Raw genomic sequence first — 24,581 nt, 5'->3', positions numbered from 1 at the left:
GGGTAACCTTCGCGCTACGCGCTGCGGTATTCGCCTTGGGAGCGGCCCGGCGGCTCATGGCGATTCCTTCAGGAACAGGCGGGCCGCGGTATCCGGGCTGGATGCAAACCAGGCATGAAAGTAGCTCGCGCGCACCGAGCGCGACACATACAGGGCTTCCCCGTCGCCGCGCAGGGTTCGCCCCGGTGCGGCGCGGGTCCGCCCCACAGCCTGCAAGGGCGTGGCACAGGTGGAATAGTGAAACGTATGGCCCCGCAAGGCCCCGCCCGCCACCTCAAGCTGCTGCGGCCCCAGCGCGGCCAGACGCTTTTGCATGGTCACGCTGCCCGGCAGGATGCCCCACATGGCATGCGCGGTCCCGTCCACGGTGGTCAGCGTCTCAAACAGCGCCATCATGCCGCCGCACTCGGCCCAGACCGGCTTGCCGGCCTTGACATGCGCGGCAATGCTGGCTTGCATGCGCGTGTTGCCCGCGATGCCGGCGGCATGCAGCTCGGGGTAGCCGCCCGGCAACCAGAGCGCGTCGCATTCAGGCAGACCGGCATCGGCCAGCGGCGAAAAATAAACCAGCCTGGCCCCCAGCGCCTGCAGGCAGTCCAGATTGGCCGCGTACAGAAAGCAGAAGGCCGCGTCCCGCGCGACCGCGATGGTCTGCCCCTGCAAGGCCTGCGGGTCCGTCGCCTGAACAGCTTGCGCAGGCGCCTCAAACGCGACCGACCAGGCCTGCAAGTCATGCGCAGCCATCTTCCCGAGCTTTGTTCCGGCCAGCGCATCGGCCGCCGCGTCGAGCCGCGGCATCGCATCGTCCATCTCGTCCGACATGACCAGGCCCAGATGGCGTTCAGGCAGCGTGAACGCCGCGCTTCGCATCAAGCCGCCCTGCCATTGTGCGGGGTCACGCAAACCGTCCTGCAGCATGGCCGCATGGCCTTCGGATGCCACGCGGTTGGCCAGCACACCGGCAAAGCGCAAACCTTCACGGTAGTGTTGCAGGCCCCAGGCCAACGCGCCAAACGTACCTGCCATGGCGCTGGCGTCAATCACCGCCAGCACCGGCAAGTCAAAGCGCTGCGCCAGGTCCGCCGCACTCGGCTGCCCGTCAAACAGCCCCATCACACCCTCGACGATGATCAGGTCCGCTTCCAGCGCGGCATCATGCAGACGCTGCGCGCAATCGGCCTCGCCGGTCATCCACAAATCCAGCTGGTGCACCGGCGCACCGCTGGCCAGCGTCAGCCAGTACGGGTCCAGAAAATCCGGCCCGCACTTGAACACCCGAACCCGCCGCCCCTGGCGCGCGTGGAGCCGCGCCAAGGCGCAGGCCAGGGTCGTCTTGCCCTGACCGGAGGCCGGGGCGGCGACGAGGATGGCGGGGCAGTGAGCAGCAGACAAAAGACTTCCTTTGACGTGGAGTGCGAGCAGGACTGATTACTGCCCTTGGAAGCTCACGCGCAACGCAGCAGCAACGGCCCTGCCGGCTTGCGGATGGATTGAATGGGTTTTCATGGGGTCAATCTTCAACAAAATGCCCTCACCAGCCTCCCCGCCAGTGCATGAGCGTTACAAACGCTCGGTCAAATTCAGGACGTGCGCGTTCACCTTGTTGGCCGGTATCCGGGCTGGCGGAGCTACTTGCATCACCTTCCCAAGCACGTGTTCAGGGCGCTCAGTGGCTATTGATGAAAGTTGAATGGGTCCAAAGTGGAGTCGCATTCGTCCGCTTACCGTTGCGGGGGCAGCGCAGGTTGAAAATCGCAGCGCTTGCGAACCGGGGTGGACCCGATCCGGATGGCCTTGACTTCCTCCTGCTTCCCGTTGAACTGCAGCGTGTGAACCACACTGCGAGCACCAACAGGCGAGATTCTACGCGCCAAAACCCCTTCAAACCCTACAATTGGTGTTGCCATGGCAAACCAGACTCAACTTGACCAGATTGCCGAACGCGTTGAGCGGCTCCTGCTGCGCTACGATGAGCTGCAACGCACCAATGCCTTGCTCAGCGAGCAGGTGAGCGTTTTGACGCACGAGCGCGATTCGCTCAAATCCCGCCTGAGCGCCGCCCGCGCACGGGTTGATGCCTTGCTGGAACGCCTGCCGGAAGCGGCCAGCCCATTCGGCCACTCAAGCACACCCGCCAGATCTGACCAATGAAGCAGCTCGAAGTACAAATCATGGGCCAAAGCTATCTGCTGGGCTGCCCCGAAAACGGCGATGCGCGCCTGCTCGATGCGGTCGAGAAGGTCGATACGGCCATGTGCAAGATCCGCGATGCCGGCAAGCTCAAGGCACGCGACCGGATTGCGGTCCTCGCGGCCCTGAACCTGGCATTTGAATTGTCCGACCGCGACGCCGGCCTGCTGGCAACCCCGGCCGTGATGGCTGCACCGGCCGTCGGCAGGGCCTTCACGAGCGCAGAGGGTACGGAGCAGCCGCAACTGGCCGTCCTGCTGCAGCGGCTTGACAACGCCCTCGGAATTGACGGCCGCCTGCTTTGATGCACTTGTAGTGTTGTCATGCCCGCAAACACTGCGGCGCTATCACCCTTTTTCCGGCACTCCCGGCACGACCCGCGGCAAGCGCCTACAATCAAAACTGTCTGCAGTGCGCACCGGGCTTTATATTTCCTTGAACCAATGCTCCTAGAGCTCGGGCTTGGTAAATTGTTTGGCAGGCGTGATCGTCTCGCGTCAGGCGAACCCGAAACCAAACTGCCCTCGCCCACCTGAACCCTGCGTTCAGGATGACGGTCCGGTGGCACTCGCAGACACCTTTGCCGGGCAGTGCTCCGGCCACCCTCACCGTATTTTTTATCCCGTTTCCTTCCCGTTTCCTTTCATCTGCCAAACAGGGTCTTCAGACTCCGGCAAAAATCCCATGACCCTTGAACCCCTGCTCATCATTGAACTGGCACTGCTGGGTGTCGGCACCGGCTTTCTCGCAGGCCTGCTGGGCATAGGCGGCGGCATGCTGATGGTGCCCTTCATCACCATCATCCTGTCGCAACGCGGCGTGGCGCCGGACCTGGCCGTCAAGATGGCGATCGCCACCTCGATGGCCACCATCATCTTCACCTCGATCGCCAGCGTACGCGCCCACCACAAACGCGGCGCGGTGCGCTGGGACATCGTCAAGCGCCTCGCGCCCGGCATCGTGGTCGGCAGCATGGTCGGCAGCCTGGGCGTGTTCGCGCTGCTCAAGGGCTCGTACCTGGCGATCTTCTTCGGCCTGTTCGTCAGCTTGTCGGCCACGCAGATGTTCCTGGACAAAAAACCCAAGCCCACACGCCAGATGCCGGGCACGGGCGGGCAGCTGGCCGCCGGCGGCTTCATCGGTTTTCTCTCGGGCCTGGTCGGCGCGGGCGGCGGCTTCATCAGCGTGCCCTTCATGAGCTGGTGCAACGTGGCCATCCACAACGCAGTGGCCACCAGCGCGGCGCTGGGCTTCCCGATTGCGGTGGCCAATGTGGCCGGCTACGTCATCAGCGGCCAGTCGGTGCAAAACCTGCCGCCTGCGTCCTTCGGCTACATCTGGCTGCCGGCGCTAGCAGTGATTGCGGTGTGCAGCTTCCTGACCGCGCCCTTGGGCGCGCGCACGGCCCACGGCATGGACATCCGGCCGCTAAAAAAAGCGTTCGCGACGGTGTTGTACGCGCTGTCGGCCTACTTCCTGCTGCGCTGAGGGCGCCGCCCCTGGGGACCATTGGCGCCTATCGTCTGCTCGATCAGCGCCGCGCCATCCTTCATCAGAAAACTTCTGAAGGCCTGCGCCACCGGTGGCAGGCGCTTGTTCCTGCGGTGCACCACGTACCAATGGAGCATCAGCGGAAAGCCCTGCACGTCGAGCACGGTGAGGCTGCCCGCCTGCAGTTCGCGGCTGATGGTGTGGGCCGACAGGAAGCTCACGCCCATGCCGGCCATCACCGCCTGCTTGATGGTCTCCGTGCTCTTGATCTCCATCGCGATGTTGAGCTCGGCCAGGTGCCTGCCAAAACCCTCCTCCATGGAATTCCAGGTGTCGGAGCCTTTTTCGCGCACCACGAAGGGCTCGCGCGCCAGGCGTGACACCGGAATGCGCTTCCTGGCGGCCAGCGGATGGTCGGGCGCCGCCACGATGACGTAGGGGTGCGGCGCAAAAGCCTCGTTCACCGTGTCCATGTCCAGCGGCGGGCGCACCATGACGGCCAGGTCGGTGAGGTTGTCGCTCAGTTGCTCCAGCAGCTCTTCGCGGTTGCAGACGCCGAAGTTCAGCGTCACACCCGAGTGGCGCCGCGCGAACTCCACCAGCAGCCGCGGAAAGAAATAGTCGCCGGCGCTGATCACCGCCACGTTCAGTTTGCCGCCGGAGACGCCCTTGAACTGCGTCATGGTCTCCTCGACTTCCTTGAACTGCTGGATGATGACCCGGCTGGCGTGCAGCATCTCCACCCCGGCGGGCGTGAGGTGGATCTTCTTGCCGAGCTGCTCGAACAGCGCAAGGCCGGCGTGGTCTTCCAGTTTCTTGACCTGGGTGGACACCGCCGGCTGCGTCAGGTGCAGCTCCTCGGCGGCCCGGGAAAAACTCAGGTTACGGGCCACGGCCTCGAACACCTTGAGCTGGCGCAGCGTCGCGTTCTTCATCCAGGGCTCCTTTTATGTATAACCTATGAGTAATCAATAGTATCAAATACTTTAACTATCATTAATCGTTATTTCTTTCTACATTTACGTCAAGCCCGGTGCATCGCACACCGGAAAGTGCCTCCAGAGCGCCAACCCACCAAGGAGACTGCCATGCTCAACGCCCTGCTTGACCACACCGCCGCCGACCAGGCCGCCGAAGCCCATCGCCACGCGTACAACGCCGCGTTCGAGGAGCTGGGCCTGCCCTGGCATTGGGATGCCACCCTCTACGCCCGCCTGCAGGCCCACGGCTGCGACAGCGTGCGCGTCTACCTGGAAACCGAGCAGTCGCATCTGCTGCGCGCTTACGAAGCGGACTTCCTGGTCAACGCCGTCGAGACCGCCAAGGCCCGCTGCCATGCCGGCATGGCCGACAGCCTGGCACGCCCCGCCCCCTGCATCGGCTGGGCCCGGGACTCGCAGATGCGGCTGGCGGCCTGAGCCCGCCAGCGGTTCGCCAAAGGGCGCAAACCGGCACGCCGTCACGCCGGCTTGCGCCGACTGTTTTTCAAACTTGGGAGCTTGGGATGTCAAACCATTGGGTGCGTTTCAGAGACGGCAACACGATTCGCTTCGGGACCCTGGAGGGCGGGCGCGTGAGGGTTTGCGAGGGCGACATGTTCGCCGGCGCGACGCCCACGGACCGGATGCTGCCGCTGGCCGACGTCAAGCTGCTGATGCCGGTTCAGCCGAGCAAGGTCATCGCGCTGTGGAACAACTTTCACGCCCTGGGCGACAAGCTCAAGCTGGCGGTGCCCGCCGAACCGCTGTACCTGATCAAGGCCCCGAACTCCTACCTGGATCCGAACGAGACGATCCGCAAGCCTGCGTGCGACGGCAAGGTGGTCTTCGAGGGCGAACTGGGCATCGTCATCGGCAAGACCTGCAAGGAGGTTGCCGAGCGGCACGCGCTGGATTGCGTGTTCGGCTACACCTGCGCCAACGACGTGACGGTGGCCGACATCCTGAACCGCGATGCGTCGTTTGCCCAATGGGTGCGCGCCAAGGGCTTCGACACTTTCTGCCCCTTCGGGCCGGCAGTGGCCACCGGCCTCGACCCGGCGAAGCTGGCGGTCAGAGCCATCCTCAATGGCGAAGTCCGCCAGGACTATCCAATTAGCGACATGCGCTTTTCGGTGCAGCAGCTGGTCAGCCTGATTTCGCAGGACATGACCCTGTACCCCGGCGACATCATCCTGTGCGGCACTTCGGTCGGCGTGGGGTCCATGAAGCCGGGAAGCACCGTCGAGGTCGAGATTGCCGGCATCGGCACACTCAGCAACCGGTTCGAGTAACTTTTTTGTCGGGAGAATGGGTGTGAAGATTGCAATCATTGGAGCCGGGGCCATCGGTGGCTACGTGGGCGTGAAGCTGGCCCTGGCCGGCGAAGACGTCACCTTCATGGTGCGGGGCGCCAACCTGGACGCCATCCGCAAGAACGGCATGAAGCTCATCATGCCGGACGGCACCGAACATGTCGCCGCCGGCGTCAAGGCCACCAACGACTATGCGCAAGCCGGCCCGCAGGACCTGGTGATCCTGGCCATGAAGGCGCACCAGGTGGAGGCCGTGGCCAAGGACCTGCCCAAGCTGTTCGGGCCCGCCACGGCGGTGGTGACCATGCAAAACGGCATTCCCTACTGGTATTTCCACCAGCATGGCGGCCCGCTCGAAGGCAGCCAGGTGCGCAGCGTGGACCCCAGCGGCATGCTCACGGAGATGATTCCGCCGCGGCGCGTGATTGGCTGCGTCGTCTACCCGGCCTCGGAGCTGGTGGCGCCCGGCGTGGTCAGGCACATCGAGGGCGACCGCTTCCCGGTGGGCGAGCTCGACGGCTCGGCCAGCGAACGCGTCACGCGCATTTCAGAATGCTTTGGCAAGGCCGGGTTCAAGGCGCCGGTGCTGGACAACATCCGCTCCGAAATCTGGCTCAAGCTCTGGGGCAACCTCACCTTCAACCCGATCAGCAGCCTGGCCCACGCCACCCTGGTGGATATCTGCCAGTACCCGCTGTCGCGCGAACTGGCCGCCAGCATGATGCGCGAGGCGCAGGACGTGGCCCACAAGCTGGGCATCGAATTCCGCGTCACGCTGGAAAAGCGCATCGCCGGCGCCGAGAAGGTGGGCAAGCACAAGACCTCCATGCTGCAGGACATCGAAGCCGGCCGTGCACCGGAAATCGATGCGCTCGTGGGATCGGTGGTGGAACTCGGGCGCCTCACGCAGACACCGACGCCGCACATCGACACCGTGTACGCGCTGGTCAAGCTGCTTGCCAGGACCATGGAAGAAGAACGCTCTCAGTTGCGGCTGCAGCCAGCCGCCTGAGCGTTGATGGACGGGGCCTCAGGCCTGCCGCCGGGCCGCCCCAAGGCGAGGCCTACGCCCCCTCGGGGGGCAGCGCATTACACGCAGTGAAAAGCGTGGGGGCCATATTCATCAGGAGCCCGTGGCCAGCGACTTCTTCATCGCCTGAACGGCCGCGTCCTCAGGTGTGGAGAATTCGTACTTCTTGCCAAGGTCCAGCGCCTTCAACAGCAGCGGGTTGGTCGTTTTGAGGGAGGTGAACTGGCTGGCGGTCTTTTTCAGCACATCCGCAGAAACACTGGAGTGAACGTAGATTCCGTAACCCCAGCTGGGATGGGTCGCCGGCACGATGATCAGCTCGGCCATGTGGATCCGCTCGTCGGTACTGATGCTGCTTTTCATGGTGGAAGCCTGGGCGCTCTGAAGCCGCGTAATCAAGCCCACCCACCGGTCCGTCTGCCATTGAAAGGCCGCCTTGGTGGGCAGGTAACTCTGCCCCAAACCTTGTTGGGGCATCACCTCGACCACGGTGCCGCAAAGATTCTCGGCCTTCACGAGCGAGGTGGTCACGCCGCTTTTCATGCCGAAGCAACTGGTGGTCTTGAGTTTGGCGAGCACCTTGGCCTGCTGCTCCGGCGCAAGACTCTTTAATTCGACCGGTTTTCCGTCCTTCACCGTACCTACATCGGCAAGAATCAGCACGGCCGACTGGATGGGCTCGGTGTTGATCGCCACCGGGCGGTAGCCCGAAGCCAAGCCCACCACAGGGTTGCCATAGACCCAACACGGCGGCGCAGGCCGCTTGATGGCGGTCAGGACGTCCTGCGTTTCCTTGATGTTAAGCACGGGCGACACCGACAGTCCCACAGGTTTGACAAACTCGATCAGCTCTCTCAGCGCGCTTTCGGTTTGAGACGTTCCCTCGCCGCGAATGACCTGCGGGTTGAGGTAGAGACCGCCTTCGCACGACTGCGCTTGGGCCGGGAGACCGTAGAAAAATACACAAGCCAACAGCAATTTCTTAATCATCGTTTCCGCCTTTTTGAAAAACTTGTGAGGTCGCTCCACAAGCGGCAAAGTGCCAAGCCAAGGGAGTCCCTATTACGGCGGGCCCCACCCCGCGCGAGTCTCCGTACAAACCCTAGAACGGCTTTGAGAATTGAGCAAACTTGACCCCCGTCAAGAGACATTTCGCCGACTTAGTAAGACCATGCGCTTGTGATACGTTCCGGCCAGGGAATCGACAAAGAAATTCCAGCCCACAACAGAGTTACCAACACAGGAGACAACGTGATGAAGACCAGATTTGCGAACATCAGGAATGGATTGGCAACGGCCGCGACAGGAGCCATCGCAGCGGCGGCGCTGGCGGTGGCCGCCCCGGCACACGCTGCCTGGGAGCCGACCAAACCGGTCGAGTTCGTGGTGCCGGCAGGTACCGGCGGTGGCGCCGACCAGATGGCGCGGCTGATCCAGGGCATCGTCATCAAGCACAAGCTGATGAAAGAGCCGCTGATCGTCGTCAACAAGTCCGGCGGCGCCGGTGCCGAAGGCTTTCTCGAGGTCAAGGGCGCCAAGAGCGATCCGCACAAGATCATCATCACCCTGTCCAACCTGTTCACCACGCCGCTGGCAACCGGCGTGCCCTTCAACTGGCGCGACATGACGCCGGTGTCGATGATGGCATTGGACCAATTCGTGCTGTGGGTCAACGCCGAGAGCCCGCACAAAACCGCCAAGGACTACCTGGCGGCGGTCAAGGTGGGCGGGCCCAGCAAGACCAAGATGGGCGGCACCGGCTCCAAGCAGGAAGACCAGATCCTCACGGTGGGCATCGAGAAAGCCACCGGCACCAAGTTCATCTACGTGCCCTTCAAAGGCGGTGGCGAAGTGGCCGTGCAGCTGGTCGGCAAGCACATCGACTCCACCGTGAACAACCCGATCGAAGCCGTGGCCCAATGGCGCGCCGGCCAGCTGCGCGCCTTGTGCGTGTTCGACGAAAAACGCATGTCCTACACGACCAAGGTCACCGACACCCTGTCATGGAGCGATATCCCCACCTGCAAGGAGTCGGGTGTGTCCACCGACTACACGATGCTGCGCGGCATCTTCATGGCGCCGGGCGTGTCCAAGGACCAGCTCGAGTTCTACGTCAACCTGCTCAAGAAAGTCCGCGATACCGCCGAGTGGAAGGAGTACATGGAAAAAGGCGCCTTCAACCAAACCGCCATGAGCGGCGAGGACTTCAGCAAGTGGCTCGGCAGCACCGAAAACAAGCACCGCGAGCTGATGAAGGAAGCCGGCTTCATCGCGAAATAGGGAAAGCCCGCACAAGGGCGAGCTCTCCACCCCGGGCCGGCAGCTCTTGCACCGGTCCTGCCATCCAATCACTGTTCACCCTGATCCAGGGCCATTCAACTCAGCGGGAGTTCCTGATGGAGCCAAACAAGCAATCCGGCACCGAGCATCGCACGGGCGTCGCCACCAATGTCATCGAAGCCATCGTCGCATTCTGCATCGTGGTCATGGGGATCGTGGTTCTCCAGGGCAGCCGGGCGCTGGGCTCGGGCTGGACCAGCGACGGTCCCGGCTCTGGCTATTTTCCGTTCTACATCGGCGTGATCCTGTGCATTTCCGGCGCCGGCACCCTGTACCAGGCCTTGCTCGGCAAAAACAGGAACACCGAGATATTCGTCGACAGCGAGCAACTCAAGCGCGTGCTGTCGGTGCTGCTGCCTGCGGTGGTCTACGTGCTGGCGGTCCAGTTCGTGGGGCTTTACCTGGCCTCGGCCGTGTACATCGCCCTGTTCATGATCATCCTGGGCAAGTTTTCCCGGATCAAGAGCGTGATCACGGCGCTGGCCGTGGTCGTGCTGTTTTTCTGCATGTTCGAGGTCTGGTTCAAGGTGCCCCTGTTCAAGGGCCAACTCGACCCCTTGCGTTTCCTCGGCTACTGAGATGTTCGCCCCCACGTTTGCGGCGTTGCCGCTGCACTGCCCCCCGAGGGGGCTTAGCCCTCCTTGGGACGGCCCGGCGGAGGCCGTCGCCCCACCCGCCTCAAGCCCACTGAACTTTTACTGACCGGATACTGACATGGAAGAACTAAACGCGCTTTTTCACGGATTTGGCGTCATCCTGACGCCGATGAACATGGTCCTGATGTTCGTGGGCATCATTCTCGGGGTGCTGATCGGGGTGCTGCCCGGCCTGGGCGGCGCCAACGGTGTGGCCATTTTGCTGCCCCTGACCTTCACGATGTCGCCGACCTCGGCGATCATCATGCTGTCGTGCATCTACTGGGGCGCCCTCTTCGGCGGCGCCATCACCTCGATCCTGTTCAACATCCCGGGCGAGCCCTGGTCGGTTGCCACCACCTTCGATGGCTACCCCATGGCCCAGGACGGGCGCGCCGGCGCGGCGCTGACGACGGCCTTCACCTCGTCGTTCGTCGGAGCCTTCGTCGCCGTGATCATGATCACCTTCCTGGCGCCCCTGGTCGCCAAGTTTGCGCTCAAGTTCGGCCCACCCGAGTTCTTTGCCGTGTACCTGCTGACCTTCTGCAGCTTCGTGGGCATGGGTAAGGGCTCGCCGTTCAAGATCCTGGCCTCCATGGCCATCGGCTTTGCGCTGGCGGCCGTGGGCATGGACACAGTGACCGGCCAGCTGCGCCTGACCTTCGGCATTCCCGATTTGATGCGCGGCTTCGACTTCCTGATCGCCGTGATCGGCCTGTTCGGCATCGGCGAGATCCTGCTGTCCATGGAAGAAGGCCTGGCCTTTTCCGGCAAGAGCGCCAAGATCAATCCCAAGGTGGTGTTTGAAACCTGGAAGAAGCTGCCCAGGTACTGGATGACGTCCATCAGGAGCTCGCTGATCGGCATCTGGATGGGCATCACCCCCGGCGGCGCCACCCCGGCCTCGTTCATGAGCTATGGTCTGGCCAAGAAAATGTCCAGGGACGGCGCCAAGTTCGGCACCGGCCAGATCGAGGGTGTGGTGGCCCCCGAAACCGCGGCGCACGCTGCCGGCACCAGTGCCCTGCTGCCCATGCTGGCCCTGGGCATTCCGGGCTCGCCAACAGCGGCCGTGCTGCTGGGCGGCCTGCTGATCTGGGGCCTGCAGCCCGGGCCGCTGCTGTTCGTCGAGCAAAAGGATTTCGTCTGGGGCCTGATTGCCAGCATGTACCTGGGCAACCTGGTCGGCCTGATCGTGGTGCTGACCACGGTGCCGCTGTTCGCCTCTATCCTGCGCATCCCGTTTTCCATCATCGCGCCGGTGATCGTGGTGATCTGCGCCATCGGCGCCTTCACCGTCCACAACGCCATGCTGGACATCTGGTTCATGCTGCTGTTCGGCGTGATCGGCTACCTCTTCAAGAAACTGGACTACCCGCTCGCGCCGCTGGTGCTGGCGCTGGTGCTGGGCGACAAGGCCGAAGACTCGTTCCGCCAGGCCATGCTGGTTTCGCAGGGTGAGCTGTCCATCATGTGGTCCAACCCGCTGGTCGGTGGCATCACCACGCTGGCCCTGGTCCTGTTGCTGTGGCCGCTGATCTCGCGCGTGCTGGCCAAGATCCGCCCGCCCCAGCCCAAAGAGTTCGCCGCAGAGCAGCCCGTCGACTGATCGCCTAAAACCACCGAGGAAAAGCACCATGCCAGTGATCGCCATGACCCAGGAGATGGGTTCCCTCGCCAAGGATGTTGCTCTGCAGTTAGCGCAGGCGTCCCATCTTGCCGTCATGCGCCACGAGGTGCTGGAACACGTGGCGGGGAAGATGCATGTGCCCAGCAGCCTGATCAGCCGGCTGCGCGAGGGCAAGGCCGGCCTGGTCGAGCGCTTGACCACCGACCAGGAACGGGTGGCCGTGTACACCGCGCAAGAGGTTTTCGCGCGGGCCGACAGAGGCAATGTCGTGCTGCGCGGCTGGGGCGCGACCTGCCTGCTGCGCCCCGTGCGGCACGTGGTGAGGGTGCGGGTGACCCGCTCGTTCAAGAAGCGGGTCGAGTGGCTGATGAACCACCTGGAAACCGATGATGCGGCGTTTGCCGAAGCGGAGGTGCGCCGCAGCGACGACGCGCACGCCGCCAGGATGCACGACCAGTTCGGCGTCACCTGGGGCGATCCACTCCTCTACGACCTGGTGCTCAACACCGACCGCATTTCCGTGGAAAGCTGCGTGGCGCAAATCCAGCAGCTGGCCGACCGGCCGGAATTCCAGGAAACCGGGGAGTCGCGGGCCATGCTGGCCGATCTGGCGCTGAACGCGCGCATCCGCGCGGCGCTGAAAGACCACGACTCCACGCGCGGCATCAACGTCACTATCGAGTCGCGTGGCGGCAAGGTCGTCCTCAGCGGGATCGTGCTCAGTGCGCAGGAAAGCGCGGAAGCCGCCAGGATTTCCAGCACGGTGGCCGGCATCGGCAGCGTCGACAACCAGTTGCGCCTGATGGCCAGCACCCGGCGCTTCGCCTCGGCCAAGCATGGATAAGGCCCCCACGTTCGCTCGCTGCGCGTAGCTCTCTGCCCCCCGAGGGGGCTAATTTTCCTTGGGGCGGCCCTGCGGAAAATTGCTGGCCCCCACGTTCGCTCGCTGCGCGTAGCTCTCTGGACGTGCCGCCGCGAGACGCGACGGCTCTTCCGTCCGTCCAAGCCTGCGCAGGCAGACTTGGAGCCGCGGACGTCAGCCCCTCGGGGGCTAATTTTCCCTGGGGCGGCCCTGCGGAAAATTGCTGGCCCCCACGGGCTGCGCCCTGCCCCCGAAGGAACGCCCGCCGGTTTGAGGCGGCTCGGCACCGGCCAGGGCTCAGATCTTGCCGCGCTGCTTCAGCCGGCTCAGGGTTTCCGCCGACAGGTTCAGGTAGGACGCCAGTTCCTTCTTCGGAATGCGGTCAAACAGCTCGGGGTGCTTGCGCCGGAAGCGCTGCACGCGCCCCGGTGCATCCAGCAGGTGCAGCGTGATGGTATGGGCCATGATTTCGCTCATCAGGCGCATGACGTAGTACTCGAAGGATTGCTTGATCTCGTGGTGGCGTTCCAGGAACGCCACCCATTCGGGCATCGGCAGCTTGGCCACCCGCACCTTGGTGACGCAGACGGTGCTGTAAGGCGTGGGTGTGCCCAGGCGCCAGGCCGCGTAGCTGGTTTCCATGTCGCGCTCGTCGGCAAAGCGAAGAATCATCTCCTTGGCCTGCTGGTTGGTCACCACCCGCTTCAGGATGCCATCGAGGATGAAATACTGCTCCATCTCGTGCGCGCCCTGGTGCAGCAGGGACTCCCCTTTCTGGCAGTCGACAATGACCAGCAGCGACTCGAGCTCCGCGCTCTGCTCCGCCGTCATTCCCTTCAGAACGATGTTCTGCCCCAGCTGGACGCGAATGATGTTTCTTTCCGGATGGTTTTGTACTGACGACAACATGGATGCGGTGGGGTTGGGCGGGACGCGGAAACCGTTCGTTCGCGCGGTCCAAATATAACGAAAATTGACCGTGGTCAATGGTGAAACCTGAATCGATTCCTATGATACCCCGACGGTGCAAGTGACCTTGTGCACACGAGCGGGGCGGCGCCGCGTTGCGCAACCTTTATAGAAGTCAAACGAAGAGACATTTCATCATGACAAACGACACGCAATCGACGGAACAGACCGATGGCTTCCACCTCGTCATCGATGCGCTGAAGCTCAACGGCATCGACACCATCTTCGCGCTGCCCGGCATCCCCATCACCGACCTGACGCGCAAGGCGCAGGCCGAGGGCATGCGCATGATCTCGTTTCGTCACGAGCAGCATGCCGGCAACGCCGCCGCAGCCGCCGGTTTCCTGACGCAAAAGCCCGGAATCTGCCTCACGGTGTCGGCCCCGGGCTTTCTCAATGGCCTCACGGCGCTGGCCAACGCAACGACCAACTGCTTCCCGATGATCCTGATCAGCGGCTCCAGCGAGCGCGAGATCGTCGATCTGCAGCAGGGCGACTACGAGGAGATGGACCAGCTGGCGATTGCCAAGCCGCTGTGCAAGGCGGCCTATCGCGTGCTCCACGCCGAGGACATCGGCGTCGGCGTCGCGCGCGCCATCCGCTCGGCGCTGTCCGGCCGCCCCGGCGGCGTGTACCTGGACCTGCCGGCCAAGCTGTTCGCGCAGACCATGGATGCCGCGGCCGGAAAGAGATCTCTCATCAAGGTCGTTGATCCCGCGCCGCGCCAGATCCCCGCGCCCGATTCAGTCCAGCGCGCACTCGACCTCCTCAAGGGTGCCAAGCGGCCGCTGATCGTGCTCGGCAAAGGCGCCGCCTATGCGCAGGCCGATGCCGAGATCCGCGCCCTGATCGAAAAGACCGGCATCCCCTACCTGCCGATGTCGATGGCCAAGGGCCTGCTGCCCGACACACACACGCAGTCGGCATCGGCCACGCGCTCCTACGTGCTGGCCGAAGCCGACGTGGTGATGCTCGTCGGCGCGCGCCTGAACTGGCTGCTGTCGCACGGCAAGGGCAAGACCTGGGGAGGCCCGAACGCTGCCACCCGCCAGTTCATCCAGATCGACATCTCGCCGACCGAGATGGACAGCAACGTGCCAATTGCCGCGCCGCTGGTTGGCGACATCGGCTCCTGCGTCTCGGCACTGCTTGCCGGCATCGGCTCCAACTGGGCCAAGCCGCCAGCCGACTGGACCCAGGGGATCGCCGAGCGCAAGGACAAGAATCTGACCAAGATGGCCGCGACGCTGGCGCAAAACCCCGCGACGATGAACTTCCACAGCGCGCTGAACGTCATCCGCAATGCGGTCAAGGCGCGTCCGGATGCCATCGTGGTCAACGAAGGCGCGAACACCCTGGATTTCGCGCGCAGCATCGTCGACATGTATGAGCCGCGCAAGCGCCTGGACGTCGGCACCTGGGGCATCATGGGCATCGGCATGGGTTTTGCCGTCGCCGCGGCGGTGACCACGGGCAAGCCCGTGATCGCCATCGAGGGTGACAGCGCCTTCGGCTTCAGCGGCATGGAAGTCGAAACCATCTGCCGCTACAACCTCCCCGTTTGCGTGATCGTCTTCAACAACAACGGCATCTACAAGGGCACCGACGTGAACCCGCGCGGCGGCGACGTGGCGCCCACCGTGTTCGTCAAGAACGCGCGCTACGAGATGATGATGCAGGCCTTCGGCGGCGTGGGCGTCCTGGCCAACACCCCGGATGAACTGGCCAAGGCCCTGGATCAGGCTGTCGCCTCCGGCAGGCCGACCCTGATCAACGCCATCATCGACGAAACCGCCGGCACCGAAAGCGGCCGCATCACCAGCCTGAATCCGCAAAGCAGCGCGAAGAAGTAATCCCAGCCAACCCAAGGAGAAATCAAATGAGCAACAAACCACTCGCAGGCATCAAGATCATCGACTTCACGCACGTCCAGGCGGGCCCGGCCTGCACGCAGCTGTTGGCCTGGTTCGGCGCCGACGTCATCAAGGTGGAGCGGCCCGGCTCCGGCGACGTCACCCGCAGTCAGTTGCGCGACATGCCGAACGCCGACGCGCTGTATTTCACCATGCTCAACAGCAACAAGCGCTCCCTGACGCTGGACACCAAGAACCAGGCCGGCAAGGAAGTGCTGGAAAAGCTGATCAAGGAGTCGGACGTCATGGTCGAGAACTTCGGCCCCGGCGCGCTCGACCGCATGGGCTTCACCTGGGAATACATCCAGAAGCTCAACCCCGGCATGATCCTGGCCTCGGTCAAGGGCTTCTCCGACGGCCACCACTATGAAGACCTCAAGGTCTACGAGAACGTGGCGCAGTGCGCCGGCGGCGCGGCCTCGACCACCGGCTGGTGGAAAGGCGAGCAATCGGGCCCGATGATTTCCGCCGCCGCCTTAGGCGACAGCAACACCGGCATGCACCTGGCCATAGGTATCCTGACGGCTGTCATCGGCCGCCAGCAGACCGGCAAGGGCCAGAAGGTGGCCGTCTCCATGCAGGACGCGGTGCTCAACCTGTGCCGCGTCAAGATGCGCGACCAGCTGCGCCTGGACCGCCTGGGCTACCTGGAAGAGTACCCCCAGTATCCGCACGAATCCTTCTCGGACGTGGTGCCCCGCGGCGGCAACGCCGGCGGCGGCGGCCAACCGGGCTGGATCTTGAAGTGCAAGGACTGGGAGACCGACCCCAACGCCTACATCTACTTCACGGTGCAGGGCCACGCCTGGGAGCCGATCTGCGACGCGCTGGGCAAGCCCGAGTGGAAGACCGACCCAGCCTACACCACGCCCAAGGCACGCCAGCCGCACATCACCGACATCTTCGCCACCATCGAAGACTGGCTGAAGGACAAGACCAAATACGAGGCCGTGGACATCCTGCGCAAGTTCGACATTCCCTGCGCCCCGGTGCTGTCCATGAAGGAGCTGCTGCACGACGAGTCACTGCGCAAGAGCGGCTCCATCGTGGAAGTGCCACACAAGGTGCGCGGCAGCTACTGGACCGTGGGCAGCCCGATCAAGTTCTCCGACCTCAAGCCGGAAGTGACCGCCTCGCCACTTCTGGGTGAGCACACCGACGAAGTGCTGGCCGAACTGGGCTACAGTAAGGACCAGATCGCGACCATGCACGCCATGAAGGCGGTCTGAGCCGCGCCTTCCCGAGAAGCCGCACGACGGGGCAGCCCACCGCGCAACACACGAAAACTGACCGACCGCATAAAGGAAAAAACACATGCCATCGCCGATCGACTTGAAACAGCTCATGGAGGCGGTCGGTGATGCGGTCATGGTTGCCGACGCCAGCGGCGCCATCACGCTATGGAACCCGGCGGCCGAGCGCATGTTCGGCTACACGCAAAGCGAGGCACTGGGCCAGTCGCTGGACATCATCATTCCCCAGCGCCAGCAGCAGCGCCACTGGGACGGCTACCACAAGACCATGCAGACCGGACAGACCCGCTATGGCAGCGACGTGCTGCGGGTGCCGGCCGTGCACAAGGACGGGCACACCCTGTCCATCGCGTTCACGGTCGCCTTGCTGCACTCTGCCGACCAGAAGGTGTCGGGCATCGCTGCGGTCGTCCGCGACGAAACCAGCCGCTTTGCCGAGGAACGCAACCTGCGCAAACGCCTGATGGAACTTGAAAGCCAGCTTGCCACGCAAGACGCCCCATCATGAAACGGCTAGGCACCGGCTTAACATAGGGGGCCGAACCGGCCGCCAGCGCGTCCGGCGCCATGGCTCAAACCATGGTCGAGTAACCCATTTAACTTCCAGCGGGATTTTTCATGAGCAAAGCGTTAGACGGGGTCCGCATCCTTGATTTCACCCATGTCCAGTCGGGCCCCACCTGCACCCAGCTGCTGGCCTGGTTCGGCGCCGACGTCATCAAGGTGGAGCGCGCCGGCGAAGGCGACGCGACGCGCGGGCAGTTGCGCGACATCCCCGGGGTGGACAGCCTGTATTTCACGATGCTCAACCACAACAAGCGCTCGATCACGCTGGACACCAAGAGTCCGAAAGGCAAGCAGGTCCTGGACACGCTGATCAAGCAGTGCGACGTGCTGGTCGAGAACTTTGCGCCGGGCGCGCTGGACCGCATGGGCATCACCTGGGAGCACATCCAGGAGCTCAACCCGCGCATGATCGTGGCCTCGGTCAAGGGCTTCGGCCCCGGGCCTTACGAAGACTGCAAGGTCTATGAAAACGTCGCCCAATGTGCCGGCGGCTCGGCCTCGACCTCCGGCTTTGACGACGGCCCGCCCATGGTCACCGGCGCCCAGATCGGCGACAGCGGCACCGGCCTGCACCTGGCGCTGGGCATCGTGGCTGCCCTCTACCAGCGCAACAGCACCGGGCGCGGCCAGAAGGTGCTGGCGCCGATGCAGGATGCCGTGCTGAACCTGTGCCGCGTCAAGCTGCGCGACCAGCAGCGCCTGGAGCGCACCCACACGATGCACGAGTACCCGCAATACCCGGACGGCAAGTTTGGCGAAGCGGTGCCGCGCGCGGGCAATGCGTCCGGCGGCGGCCAGCCGGGCTCCATCCTGAAATGCAAGGGCTGGGAGACCGACCCCAATGCCTATATTTACTTCATCACGCAGGCCGCCGTCTGGCCTGCGGTTTGCAAGGTGATCGGCGAGGAAGGCTGGATCGACGACGAGGCCTACGCCACGCCGGCGGCCCGCCTGCTGCACCTCAAGCCGATCTTCGCGCGCATCGAGCAATGGACCATGACCAAGACCAAGTTCGAGGCCATGGACATCCTCAACCAGTACGACATTCCCTGCGGACCGATTCTCTCGATGAAGGAGATCGCCGAGGAACCCGCCCTGCGTGAAACCGGCACCATCGTCGAAGTCGATCATCCCACACGCGGCAAATACCTGACCGTGGGCAACCCGATCAAGATGTCGGACAGCGCAACCGAGGTCACGCGCTCTCCCCTGTTGGGCGAACACACCGACGAAGTTTTGGCGCAATTGGGTTACAGCGCAGAGTACATCGCGCAATTGCGCGCTGAACGCGTGATCTGAACCCGAATAGCCAGCGAACAGCGAGCGAACCTCCATGAACCATCCGATCATTCCTATTGCAGTGCTAGAGGTTTCCAAGCAGCGAAAGCGCCAAGCCCCCAAGGGACGCCGGGTCGACCCGGGAGCACTGGCCGACGTGCAGCGCCTGCTGGGCGCCGAGTCGCGCCAGGCCGATCTGCTCATCGAGCACCTGCACAAGATCCAGGACCACTTTGGCCACCTGTCGGCAGCCCACCTGACGGCGCTGGCGCAGGAGATGCGGCTGGCGCAAACCGAGGTGTATGAGGTCGCGACCTTCTACCATCATTTCGACGTGGTGAAGGAGGGCGTTGCCGCCCCGCCCGCGCTGACCGTGCGCGTATGCGACGGCCTGTCCTGCGAAATGGCCGGCGCGCGCGATCTGCTCGCCAAACTCCCCGCCCTGCTGGGCCGCGAAGTCCGCGTCATAGCGGCGCCCTGTATAGGCCGCTGCGAGCAGGCGCCCGCCGCCGTGGTGGGACAAAACCCGGTGCCGAATGCGACCGTAGAGGCCGTCGTGGCCACCGTAGCAGCTGGGGCCGTGCAGCATGCGCCCGATGGCTTTATCGACTTCTCCAGTTACCAGAGCAACGGCGGCTACGCACTGCTGAAGGACTGCATCAGCGGCAAGCGCGACGTCGAAGCGGTCATCAAGACCATGGAAGACTCCGGCCTGCGCGGCCTGGGCGGCGCAGGCTTTCCGGCCGGCCGCAAGTGGCGCATCGTGCGCGCCGAGGCCGGCCCGCGCCTGATGGCGGTGAACATCGACGAAGGCGAGCCCGGCACTTTCAAGGACCGCGTCTACCTCGAACGCGACCCGCACCGCTTCCTCGAAGGCATGCTGATCGCCGCCTGGGCGGTGGGCATAGCGAAGATCTACATCTATCTGCGCGACGAATACCACGGCTGCCGCGCCATGCTGGAAACCGAGCTGGACAAGCTGCGGCGGGCGCCGCCCATGGCCGGCATGCCGCAAATCGAGCTGCGCCGCGGCGCCGGCGCCTACATCTGCGGCGAAGAGTCGGCCATGATTGAATCGATCGAAGGCAAGCGCGGCATGCCGCGCCTGCGCCCGCCCTATGTGGCGCAGGTCGGCCTGTTCGGGCGCCCGACGCTGGAACACAATTTCGAAACCCTGTACTGGGTGCGCGAGATTCTCGAAAAAGGCGGCGCGTGGTTCACCTCGCACGGCCGCCACGGCCGCAAGGGACTGCGCTCGTTCTCGGTCTCGGGCCGCGTCAAGAGCCCGGGGGTCAAGCTGGCGCCCGCAGGCATCACGATCCAGGAACTGATCGACGAGTATTGCGGCGGCATGCAGGACGGGCACAGTTTCTATGCCTATCTGCCGGGCGGCGCATCGGGCGGCATCCTGCCGGCCACGATGAACAACATCCCGCTGGATTTCGACACCCTGCAGCCCTATGGCTGCTTCATCGGCTCGGCCGCCGTGATGGTGCTGTCCGACCACGACACGGCCACCGACGCGGCGCGCAACATGATGCGCTTCTTCCATCACGAGTCCTGCGGCCAGTGCACCCCCTGCCGCGTCGGCACGGCCAAGGCGGCGCACCTCATGGAACAACCCAAATGGGACCTGGCGCTGCTGGCCGACCTGTCGCTGGTGATGCGCGACGCGTCGATCTGCGGGCTGGGGCAGGCAGCACCGAACCCGGTGGACTGCGTCGTCAAGTATTTCCCGCACGAACTGAATTGAGGCCCGCACGATGAATGCCATTACCCGACAGGAGCTGGCCCAGCTCGACGCGCCGCTCGTCAGCTTCAGCCTCAACGGCCGTGAAGTGACAGGCCGGGCCACCGAAACCCTGCTTCAGGTGGCAAAACGCGAGGGCGTGGAGATCCCGCACCTTTGCTACAAGGAAGGCATGGAGGCGGTGGGCAATTGCCGCGCCTGCATGGTCGAGATCAACGGCGAGCGTGTACTGGCGCCTTCCTGCTGCCGGGCGCTGACGCCTGGCATGAAAGTCGTCACCGACAGCGAGCGCGCCGTGGCCTCGCAGAAGATGGTGCTCGAGCTGCTGCTGTCCGACATGCCCGAGAAGGAATACACCCGCCACAACGAGGTGGACCAGTGGGCCGAGAAGATCGGCGTTGGCAAGCCCCGTTTCGAAGCGCGCCAGCAGGTGCGCCAGGACCTGACGCACCCGGCCATCGCCGTCAACCTGGATGCCTGCATCCAGTGCACGCGCTGCCTGCGCGCCTGCCGCGACGAACAGGTCAACGACGTGATCGGCCTGGCCTTCCGCGGCGACCAGGCCAAGGTCGTGTTCGACATGGATGACCCCATGGGATCGTCGACCTGCGTGGCCTGCGGCGAGTGCGTGCAGGCCTGCCCCACCGGCGCCCTGATGCCGGCGCGCGAGGCCGCACTCGCGCTGCCTGACAAACAGGTGGAGTCGGTCTGTCCGTATTGCGGCGTCGGCTGCCAGCTGACCTACAACGTCAAGGACGACAAGATCCTGTTCGTCGAAGGCCGCGACGGCCCGGCCAACCATGGCCGGCTGTGCGTCAAGGGCCGCTACGGCTTCGACTATGCGCACCATCCGCAGCGCCTGACCAAGCCGCTGATCCGCCGTGCCGACGCGCCCAAGACGGGCAACTTCACGATGGACCCGGACCGGGTGATGGACGTGTTCCGCGAAGCCAGCTGGGAAGAAGCGCTGGCATTCGCCGGCGGCAAACTCGCTGCCATTCGCGACCAGTACGGCAAGAAGTCGCTGGCGGGTTTCGGCTCGGCCAAGGGCAGCAACGAAGAAGCCTACCTGTTCCAGAAGCTGGTGCGCACCGGCTTCGGCAGCAACAACGTGGACCATTGCACGCGCCTGTGCCATGCCTCCTCGGTGGTCGCCCTGCTCGAAGGCATCGGCTCGGGAGCCGTGTCCAACCCGGTGATGGACGTGACCCGTGCCGAAGTGGTCGTCATCATCGGCGCCAACCCGACCGTGAACCACCCGGTGGCCGCCACCTGGATCAAGAACGCGGTGAAGAACGGCACCAAGCTGATCGTGATGGACCCGCGCCGCTCGGACCTCACGCGCATGGCGCACCGCCACCTGCAGTTCAAGCCCGACGCCGACGTGCCCATGCTCAACGCGATGATGAACGTCATCGTGACGGAGGGCCTGGTGGACCAGGCGTTCATCGACAGCCGCACCATCGGCTACGAGGAACTGCGCAAGAATGTCGAAGGCTACACGCCCGAGCTGATGGCGCCGATCTGCGGCATCGACGCCGACACCCTTCGCTACGTGGCGCGGCTGTTCGCCACGTCGAAGAGCTCGATGATCCTGTGGGGCATGGGCGTGTCGCAGCACGTGCACGGCACCGACAACGCGCGCTGCCTGATCGCCCTGTCGCTGATGACCGGCCAGATCGGCCGCCCCGGCACCGGCCTGCACCCGCTGCGCGGCCAGAACAACGTACAGGGCGCGTCCGATGCGGGCCTGATCCCGATGATGCTGCCGGACTACCAGCACGTGTCTGACGCCAAGGTGCGTGCCAGCTTCGAGAAGGCCTGGGGGGTTGCCGCCGGCACGCTGGATGACAAGCCTGGCCTCACCGTGGTTGAAGTGATGCACGCCATCAAGCACGGCGACATCCGCGGCATGTACGTGCAGGGCGAAAACCCGGCCATGTCCGACCCGGACGCCAATCATGCGCGCGAAGCGCTGGCCGCCCTGGACCACCTGGTGGTGCAGGACATCTTCCTGACCGAGACCGCGTACTTGGCCGACGTGATCCTGCCGGCCAGCGCCTTCCCCGAAAAGGACGGCAGCTTCACCAATACAGATCGGCTGGTGCAGATGGGCCGCAAGGCCATCAACCCGCCGGGCGACGCGCGGCAGGACCTGTGGATCATCCAGCAGATTGCGAAGAAACTGGGCCTGGACTGGCACTACAACCACGTCAGCGAAGTGTTCGACGAGATGCGCCACACCATGCCCAGCATCGGCGGCATCACCTGGGACCGGCTGGAGCGCGAGCATGCGGTCACCTACCCCTGCTTGAAAGAGGGCGACCCCGGCCAGCCGGTGGTGTTCGTGGACGACTTCCCGCGCGACAGCGGCCGTGCCTGCTTCGTGCCGGCCGACATCATCCCGGCCAACGAGCGCCCGGACACCGAGTACCCGATGGTTCTGATCACCGGGCGCCAGCTGGAGCACTGGCACACCGGCAGCATGACGCGGCGCGCCACGGTGCTCGATGCGATCGAGCCCGATCCGGTGGCCCTGGTCCACCCGCTCGACCTGGCCGCCCTGGGCGGCCAACCGGGCGACGTCGTCACGATAGCATCGCGCCGTGGCGAGGTCTCGCTGTACGCGCGGGCCGACGAAAGCTCGCCGCGCGGCGCGGTGTTCGTGCCCTTCTGCTACTACGAGGCGGCCATCAACAAGCTGACCAATGCAGCGCTCGACCCGTTCGCCAAGATCCCGGAGTTCAAGTACTGCGCGATCCGGGTCACGCTGGGCGGTGTGCCGCCGCTGCAGGACAGCTACGGCGGCGGGCAGGCGCTGGAGCACGCCATCGCCCTTGGCGCGGCCGGTTAAGCCGTCTTCGCCAGAAATGGCCTGAGCAGTGAATTGATAAGTTCGGGGTGCTCGTCCAGAATCCAGTGGCTGGCACCCCTGATGCGGTGAATTTCCAGGTCCTTCACCCATGCGTCCAGGCCTCCGTAGTTGCCCGTGTGCAGGTACCTGTCGGCATCACCGTAGATCACGAGCGTGGGCTGCGAGACCTTCAAATCAGGAACTTCTTGCACGTAGTTTCCGTGTGCGGGCGTATCGCCTTCCGATGGCCCCCAGCCCTCCTTGCGATACCAGGCTGTCATGCCCTCCACTGCACCGGGCTGACGCCAAGCCTCGAGGTAGGCGGCACGGTCCTCGCCTGAGAAGAAGGCGTACTCCGCAAAAATCGCTTTCAGGGCCGCGTAGTCATCACGCTTGAGATGGGCCGCACTGCCCTCGCTCCTCAAAAACAGCCAATGCCCACCTTCTGCTATTTGCTGGACATTGCAGTGAAGTTCGCGCTCGAACGTGGCGGGATGTGAGGCAGAAAGAATCACGAGACGATCGATCACTTCGGGCCTGTGCAAGGCCATGGAATAGGCGATGGCGCCACCCCAATCATGGCCGATCACAGTGCATGTCCGAAAGCCCAGGTTCTCGACCAAAGAGAGCATGTCTTCTGCCCCAACCCATACGCCGTTGTCTCGCACTTTCGAAGGGCGGGACGACAGGTTGACGCCGCGAAGGTCGACGGCAACAACCGTATGGTCTTTTCCGAACTCGGCAAGAATGTGGCGGAATGCATACCAATGCTGCGGGAAACCGTGCAAACAGAGGAGCAGCGGGCCGGCCCCGCACTTGACGTAATGCAGTCGTACGTCATCCACCTCGAAGTGTCCGTGCTGCAATTCGGCTGGCCTTGAACTAGACATGGGAGCCACCTCTGGCTGAACGCATTCCCGGCCGGAGTGCGACGCCCTCATGCGTCAGCAGCCAATGCTTTCGCGGTAAACCTCCGCCGTAACCGGTCAACGAGGAGTCCGTGCCAATCACGCGATGGCAAGGAACGACGACTCCGATGGGATTGGCCCCGTTGGCGCTTCCTACCGCCCGAACCGCATTGGGTCGCCCGATCCGCGCGGCAAGCGCGGCATAGCTGCTTGTCTCACCTGCGGGGATGTCGCGCAGGGCGCGCCACACCTGGCGCTGAAATTCAGTACCGCCGGTAGCGACGTTGAGGGTCTCGATTGCGCGCAGGCCGCCCTCAAAGTACGCTTCCAGCGCGAGACGGGCCTTTGATGGACCTCGTCCTGGGCTCAGGCAAATATCGACCCCTTTGTATTGCTGCCGAAACAAACGGTGCATGCGCGCCTCATGGTCTTCCCAGTCAACCGCACGCAGAAAACCTTGTTCGTCGGTACAAATCAGCATGAGACCGACAGGGGTCGGCACCCGCTCAAGGCTGAACACATGCGTCGTCATTGAACTGCGACGCCGTCGCAGCCGAACGCTTTCGATGCGTCGACCAAGGTTTGTTTATTCTGCTCGGGTGTCATGATGTCCTGCTG

22 protein-coding genes and 1 riboswitch are annotated in these 24,581 nt (G+C 64.1%); of the genes, 16 read left to right on the top strand and 6 right to left on the bottom strand.

Going from position 1 to position 24,581, the window contains the following annotated elements; all coding sequences use genetic code 11:
* Positions 1–54: 54 nt before the first annotated feature.
* On the bottom strand, positions 55–1,392 hold the full coding sequence (locus tag V6M61_RS00715) for a cobyrinate a,c-diamide synthase (protein WP_332774629.1): 1,338 nt from the start codon (positions 1,390–1,392) through the stop codon (positions 55–57).
* Between the two features lie 196 nt (positions 1,393–1,588).
* Positions 1,589–1,867: riboswitch (cobalamin riboswitch) on the bottom strand.
* Between the two features lie 38 nt (positions 1,868–1,905).
* On the opposite strand from V6M61_RS00715, the gene V6M61_RS00710 reads away from it, so the two are divergent.
* The 3 genes from V6M61_RS00710 (at position 1,906) to V6M61_RS00700 (ending at position 3,678) form a co-directional block, all read left to right on the top strand.
* Complete coding sequence (locus V6M61_RS00710) at positions 1,906–2,151, top strand: DUF904 domain-containing protein (protein WP_332774628.1); 246 nt, start codon at positions 1,906–1,908, stop codon at positions 2,149–2,151.
* Positions 2,148–2,495 (top strand): cell division protein ZapA, encoded by a 348-nt coding sequence (locus V6M61_RS00705; protein ID WP_332774627.1) that lies wholly within the window; start codon positions 2,148–2,150, stop codon positions 2,493–2,495. Before V6M61_RS00710 ends, V6M61_RS00705 begins: the two co-directional genes overlap by 4 nt.
* Before the next feature lie 379 nt (positions 2,496–2,874).
* Positions 2,875–3,678: a sulfite exporter TauE/SafE family protein gene (locus tag V6M61_RS00700; RefSeq protein WP_332774626.1), complete on the top strand. Its 804-nt coding sequence runs from the start codon at positions 2,875–2,877 to the stop codon at positions 3,676–3,678.
* Here V6M61_RS00700 and V6M61_RS00695 read toward each other — a convergent pair.
* Positions 3,660–4,616 (bottom strand): LysR family transcriptional regulator, encoded by a 957-nt coding sequence (locus tag V6M61_RS00695; protein ID WP_332774625.1) that lies wholly within the window; start codon positions 4,614–4,616, stop codon positions 3,660–3,662. The two genes, V6M61_RS00700 and V6M61_RS00695, sit on opposite strands and share 19 nt — an antisense overlap.
* Before the next feature lie 117 nt (positions 4,617–4,733).
* Here V6M61_RS00695 and V6M61_RS00690 point away from each other — a divergent pair, with 117 nt between their 5' ends.
* The 3 genes from V6M61_RS00690 (at position 4,734) to V6M61_RS00680 (ending at position 6,986) form a co-directional block, all read left to right on the top strand.
* Positions 4,734–5,099, top strand: a complete 366-nt coding sequence (locus V6M61_RS00690) for a hypothetical protein (RefSeq protein ID WP_332774624.1) — start codon at positions 4,734–4,736, stop codon at positions 5,097–5,099.
* Positions 5,100–5,185: 86 nt separating this feature from the next.
* Positions 5,186–5,953, top strand: a complete 768-nt coding sequence (locus V6M61_RS00685) for a fumarylacetoacetate hydrolase family protein (protein WP_332774623.1) — start codon at positions 5,186–5,188, stop codon at positions 5,951–5,953.
* A gap of 22 nt (positions 5,954–5,975) precedes the next feature.
* Entirely contained in the window at positions 5,976–6,986 is a 1,011-nt protein-coding gene (locus V6M61_RS00680; RefSeq protein ID WP_332774622.1) for a 2-dehydropantoate 2-reductase, read from the top strand.
* Positions 6,987–7,097: 111 nt separating this feature from the next.
* Here V6M61_RS00680 and V6M61_RS00675 read toward each other — a convergent pair whose 3' ends face one another.
* Entirely contained in the window at positions 7,098–7,994 is an 897-nt protein-coding gene (locus tag V6M61_RS00675; RefSeq protein ID WP_332774621.1) for a hypothetical protein, read from the bottom strand.
* Between the two features lie 264 nt (positions 7,995–8,258).
* Here V6M61_RS00675 and V6M61_RS00670 point away from each other — a divergent pair, with 264 nt between their 5' ends.
* From V6M61_RS00670 to V6M61_RS00655, 4 genes are all read left to right on the top strand, one after another.
* On the top strand, positions 8,259–9,284 hold the full coding sequence (locus V6M61_RS00670) for a Bug family tripartite tricarboxylate transporter substrate binding protein (RefSeq protein WP_332774620.1): 1,026 nt from the start codon (positions 8,259–8,261) through the stop codon (positions 9,282–9,284).
* A gap of 116 nt (positions 9,285–9,400) precedes the next feature.
* Entirely contained in the window at positions 9,401–9,922 is a 522-nt protein-coding gene (locus tag V6M61_RS00665; RefSeq protein ID WP_332774619.1) for a tripartite tricarboxylate transporter TctB family protein, read from the top strand.
* A gap of 136 nt (positions 9,923–10,058) precedes the next feature.
* The gene (locus V6M61_RS00660; protein WP_332774618.1) at positions 10,059–11,588 is read left to right on the top strand and encodes a tripartite tricarboxylate transporter permease; all 1,530 of its coding nucleotides are present in this window, start codon (positions 10,059–10,061) and stop codon (positions 11,586–11,588) included.
* A 28-nt stretch (positions 11,589–11,616) separates the two neighbouring features.
* Positions 11,617–12,453, top strand: a complete 837-nt coding sequence (locus V6M61_RS00655) for a cytidylate kinase family protein (protein ID WP_332774617.1) — start codon at positions 11,617–11,619, stop codon at positions 12,451–12,453.
* 315 nt (positions 12,454–12,768) lie between these two features.
* Here V6M61_RS00655 and V6M61_RS00650 read toward each other — a convergent pair whose 3' ends face one another.
* Positions 12,769–13,380 (bottom strand): Crp/Fnr family transcriptional regulator, encoded by a 612-nt coding sequence (locus tag V6M61_RS00650; protein WP_442957711.1) that lies wholly within the window; start codon positions 13,378–13,380, stop codon positions 12,769–12,771.
* A gap of 197 nt (positions 13,381–13,577) precedes the next feature.
* Here V6M61_RS00650 and oxc point away from each other — a divergent pair, with 197 nt between their 5' ends.
* The 6 genes from oxc to fdhF all read left to right on the top strand — a co-directional run bounded on the left by oxc (position 13,578) and on the right by fdhF (position 23,055).
* Positions 13,578–15,293 (top strand): oxalyl-CoA decarboxylase, encoded by a 1,716-nt coding sequence (oxc, locus tag V6M61_RS00645; RefSeq protein WP_332774616.1) that lies wholly within the window; start codon positions 13,578–13,580, stop codon positions 15,291–15,293.
* A 26-nt stretch (positions 15,294–15,319) separates the two neighbouring features.
* A complete protein-coding gene (frc, locus tag V6M61_RS00640; RefSeq protein WP_332774615.1) occupies positions 15,320–16,582 on the top strand; it encodes a formyl-CoA transferase in 1,263 nt (420 codons plus the stop codon).
* Positions 16,583–16,667: 85 nt separating this feature from the next.
* Positions 16,668–17,114, top strand: coding sequence for a PAS domain-containing protein (locus V6M61_RS00635; protein ID WP_332774614.1), 447 nt, complete (start codon positions 16,668–16,670; stop codon positions 17,112–17,114).
* 110 nt (positions 17,115–17,224) lie between these two features.
* A complete protein-coding gene (gene frc / locus V6M61_RS00630; RefSeq protein WP_332774613.1) occupies positions 17,225–18,472 on the top strand; it encodes a formyl-CoA transferase in 1,248 nt (415 codons plus the stop codon).
* A gap of 34 nt (positions 18,473–18,506) precedes the next feature.
* Positions 18,507–20,204, top strand: coding sequence for an NADH-ubiquinone oxidoreductase-F iron-sulfur binding region domain-containing protein (locus tag V6M61_RS00625; protein ID WP_332774612.1), 1,698 nt, complete (start codon positions 18,507–18,509; stop codon positions 20,202–20,204).
* 10 nt (positions 20,205–20,214) lie between these two features.
* On the top strand, positions 20,215–23,055 hold the full coding sequence (gene fdhF, locus V6M61_RS00620; RefSeq protein ID WP_332774611.1) for a formate dehydrogenase subunit alpha: 2,841 nt from the start codon (positions 20,215–20,217) through the stop codon (positions 23,053–23,055).
* Here fdhF and V6M61_RS00615 read toward each other — a convergent pair.
* A complete protein-coding gene (locus V6M61_RS00615) occupies positions 23,052–23,945 on the bottom strand; it encodes an alpha/beta fold hydrolase (protein WP_332774610.1) in 894 nt (297 codons plus the stop codon). The two genes, fdhF and V6M61_RS00615, sit on opposite strands and share 4 nt — an antisense overlap.
* On the bottom strand, positions 23,938–24,495 hold the full coding sequence (locus V6M61_RS00610; RefSeq protein ID WP_332774609.1) for a methylated-DNA--[protein]-cysteine S-methyltransferase: 558 nt from the start codon (positions 24,493–24,495) through the stop codon (positions 23,938–23,940). Before V6M61_RS00610 ends, V6M61_RS00615 begins: the two co-directional genes overlap by 8 nt.
* Positions 24,496–24,581 lie beyond the last annotated feature (86 nt).

Source organism: Polaromonas sp., from assembly GCF_036676035.1.
Lineage (GTDB): Bacteria > Pseudomonadota > Gammaproteobacteria > Burkholderiales > Burkholderiaceae_C > Polaromonas.
Note: the sequence above shows the minus strand (reverse complement) of the source record. Positions and strands in the feature narration are given on the sequence as shown.

Coding starts and splice junctions, on each gene's coding strand:
- V6M61_RS00710 (WP_332774628.1), top strand. CDS start 1,906: ATGGCAAACCAGACTCAACTTGACCAGATTGCCGAACGCGTTGAGCGG.
- V6M61_RS00705 (WP_332774627.1), top strand. CDS start 2,148: ATGAAGCAGCTCGAAGTACAAATCATGGGCCAAAGCTATCTGCTGGGC.
- V6M61_RS00700 (WP_332774626.1), top strand. CDS start 2,875: ATGACCCTTGAACCCCTGCTCATCATTGAACTGGCACTGCTGGGTGTC.
- V6M61_RS00695 (WP_332774625.1), bottom strand. CDS start 4,616: ATGAAGAACGCGACGCTGCGCCAGCTCAAGGTGTTCGAGGCCGTGGCC.
- V6M61_RS00685 (WP_332774623.1), top strand. CDS start 5,186: ATGTCAAACCATTGGGTGCGTTTCAGAGACGGCAACACGATTCGCTTC.
- V6M61_RS00675 (WP_332774621.1), bottom strand. CDS start 7,994: ATGATTAAGAAATTGCTGTTGGCTTGTGTATTTTTCTACGGTCTCCCG.
- V6M61_RS00670 (WP_332774620.1), top strand. CDS start 8,259: ATGAAGACCAGATTTGCGAACATCAGGAATGGATTGGCAACGGCCGCG.
- V6M61_RS00665 (WP_332774619.1), top strand. CDS start 9,401: ATGGAGCCAAACAAGCAATCCGGCACCGAGCATCGCACGGGCGTCGCC.
- V6M61_RS00660 (WP_332774618.1), top strand. CDS start 10,059: ATGGAAGAACTAAACGCGCTTTTTCACGGATTTGGCGTCATCCTGACG.
- V6M61_RS00655 (WP_332774617.1), top strand. CDS start 11,617: ATGCCAGTGATCGCCATGACCCAGGAGATGGGTTCCCTCGCCAAGGAT.
- V6M61_RS00650 (WP_442957711.1), bottom strand. CDS start 13,380: ATGTTGTCGTCAGTACAAAACCATCCGGAAAGAAACATCATTCGCGTC.
- oxc (WP_332774616.1), top strand. CDS start 13,578: ATGACAAACGACACGCAATCGACGGAACAGACCGATGGCTTCCACCTC.
- frc (WP_332774615.1), top strand. CDS start 15,320: ATGAGCAACAAACCACTCGCAGGCATCAAGATCATCGACTTCACGCAC.
- V6M61_RS00635 (WP_332774614.1), top strand. CDS start 16,668: ATGCCATCGCCGATCGACTTGAAACAGCTCATGGAGGCGGTCGGTGAT.
- frc (WP_332774613.1), top strand. CDS start 17,225: ATGAGCAAAGCGTTAGACGGGGTCCGCATCCTTGATTTCACCCATGTC.
- V6M61_RS00625 (WP_332774612.1), top strand. CDS start 18,507: ATGAACCATCCGATCATTCCTATTGCAGTGCTAGAGGTTTCCAAGCAG.
- fdhF (WP_332774611.1), top strand. CDS start 20,215: ATGAATGCCATTACCCGACAGGAGCTGGCCCAGCTCGACGCGCCGCTC.
- V6M61_RS00615 (WP_332774610.1), bottom strand. CDS start 23,945: ATGTCTAGTTCAAGGCCAGCCGAATTGCAGCACGGACACTTCGAGGTG.
- V6M61_RS00610 (WP_332774609.1), bottom strand. CDS start 24,495: ATGACGACGCATGTGTTCAGCCTTGAGCGGGTGCCGACCCCTGTCGGT.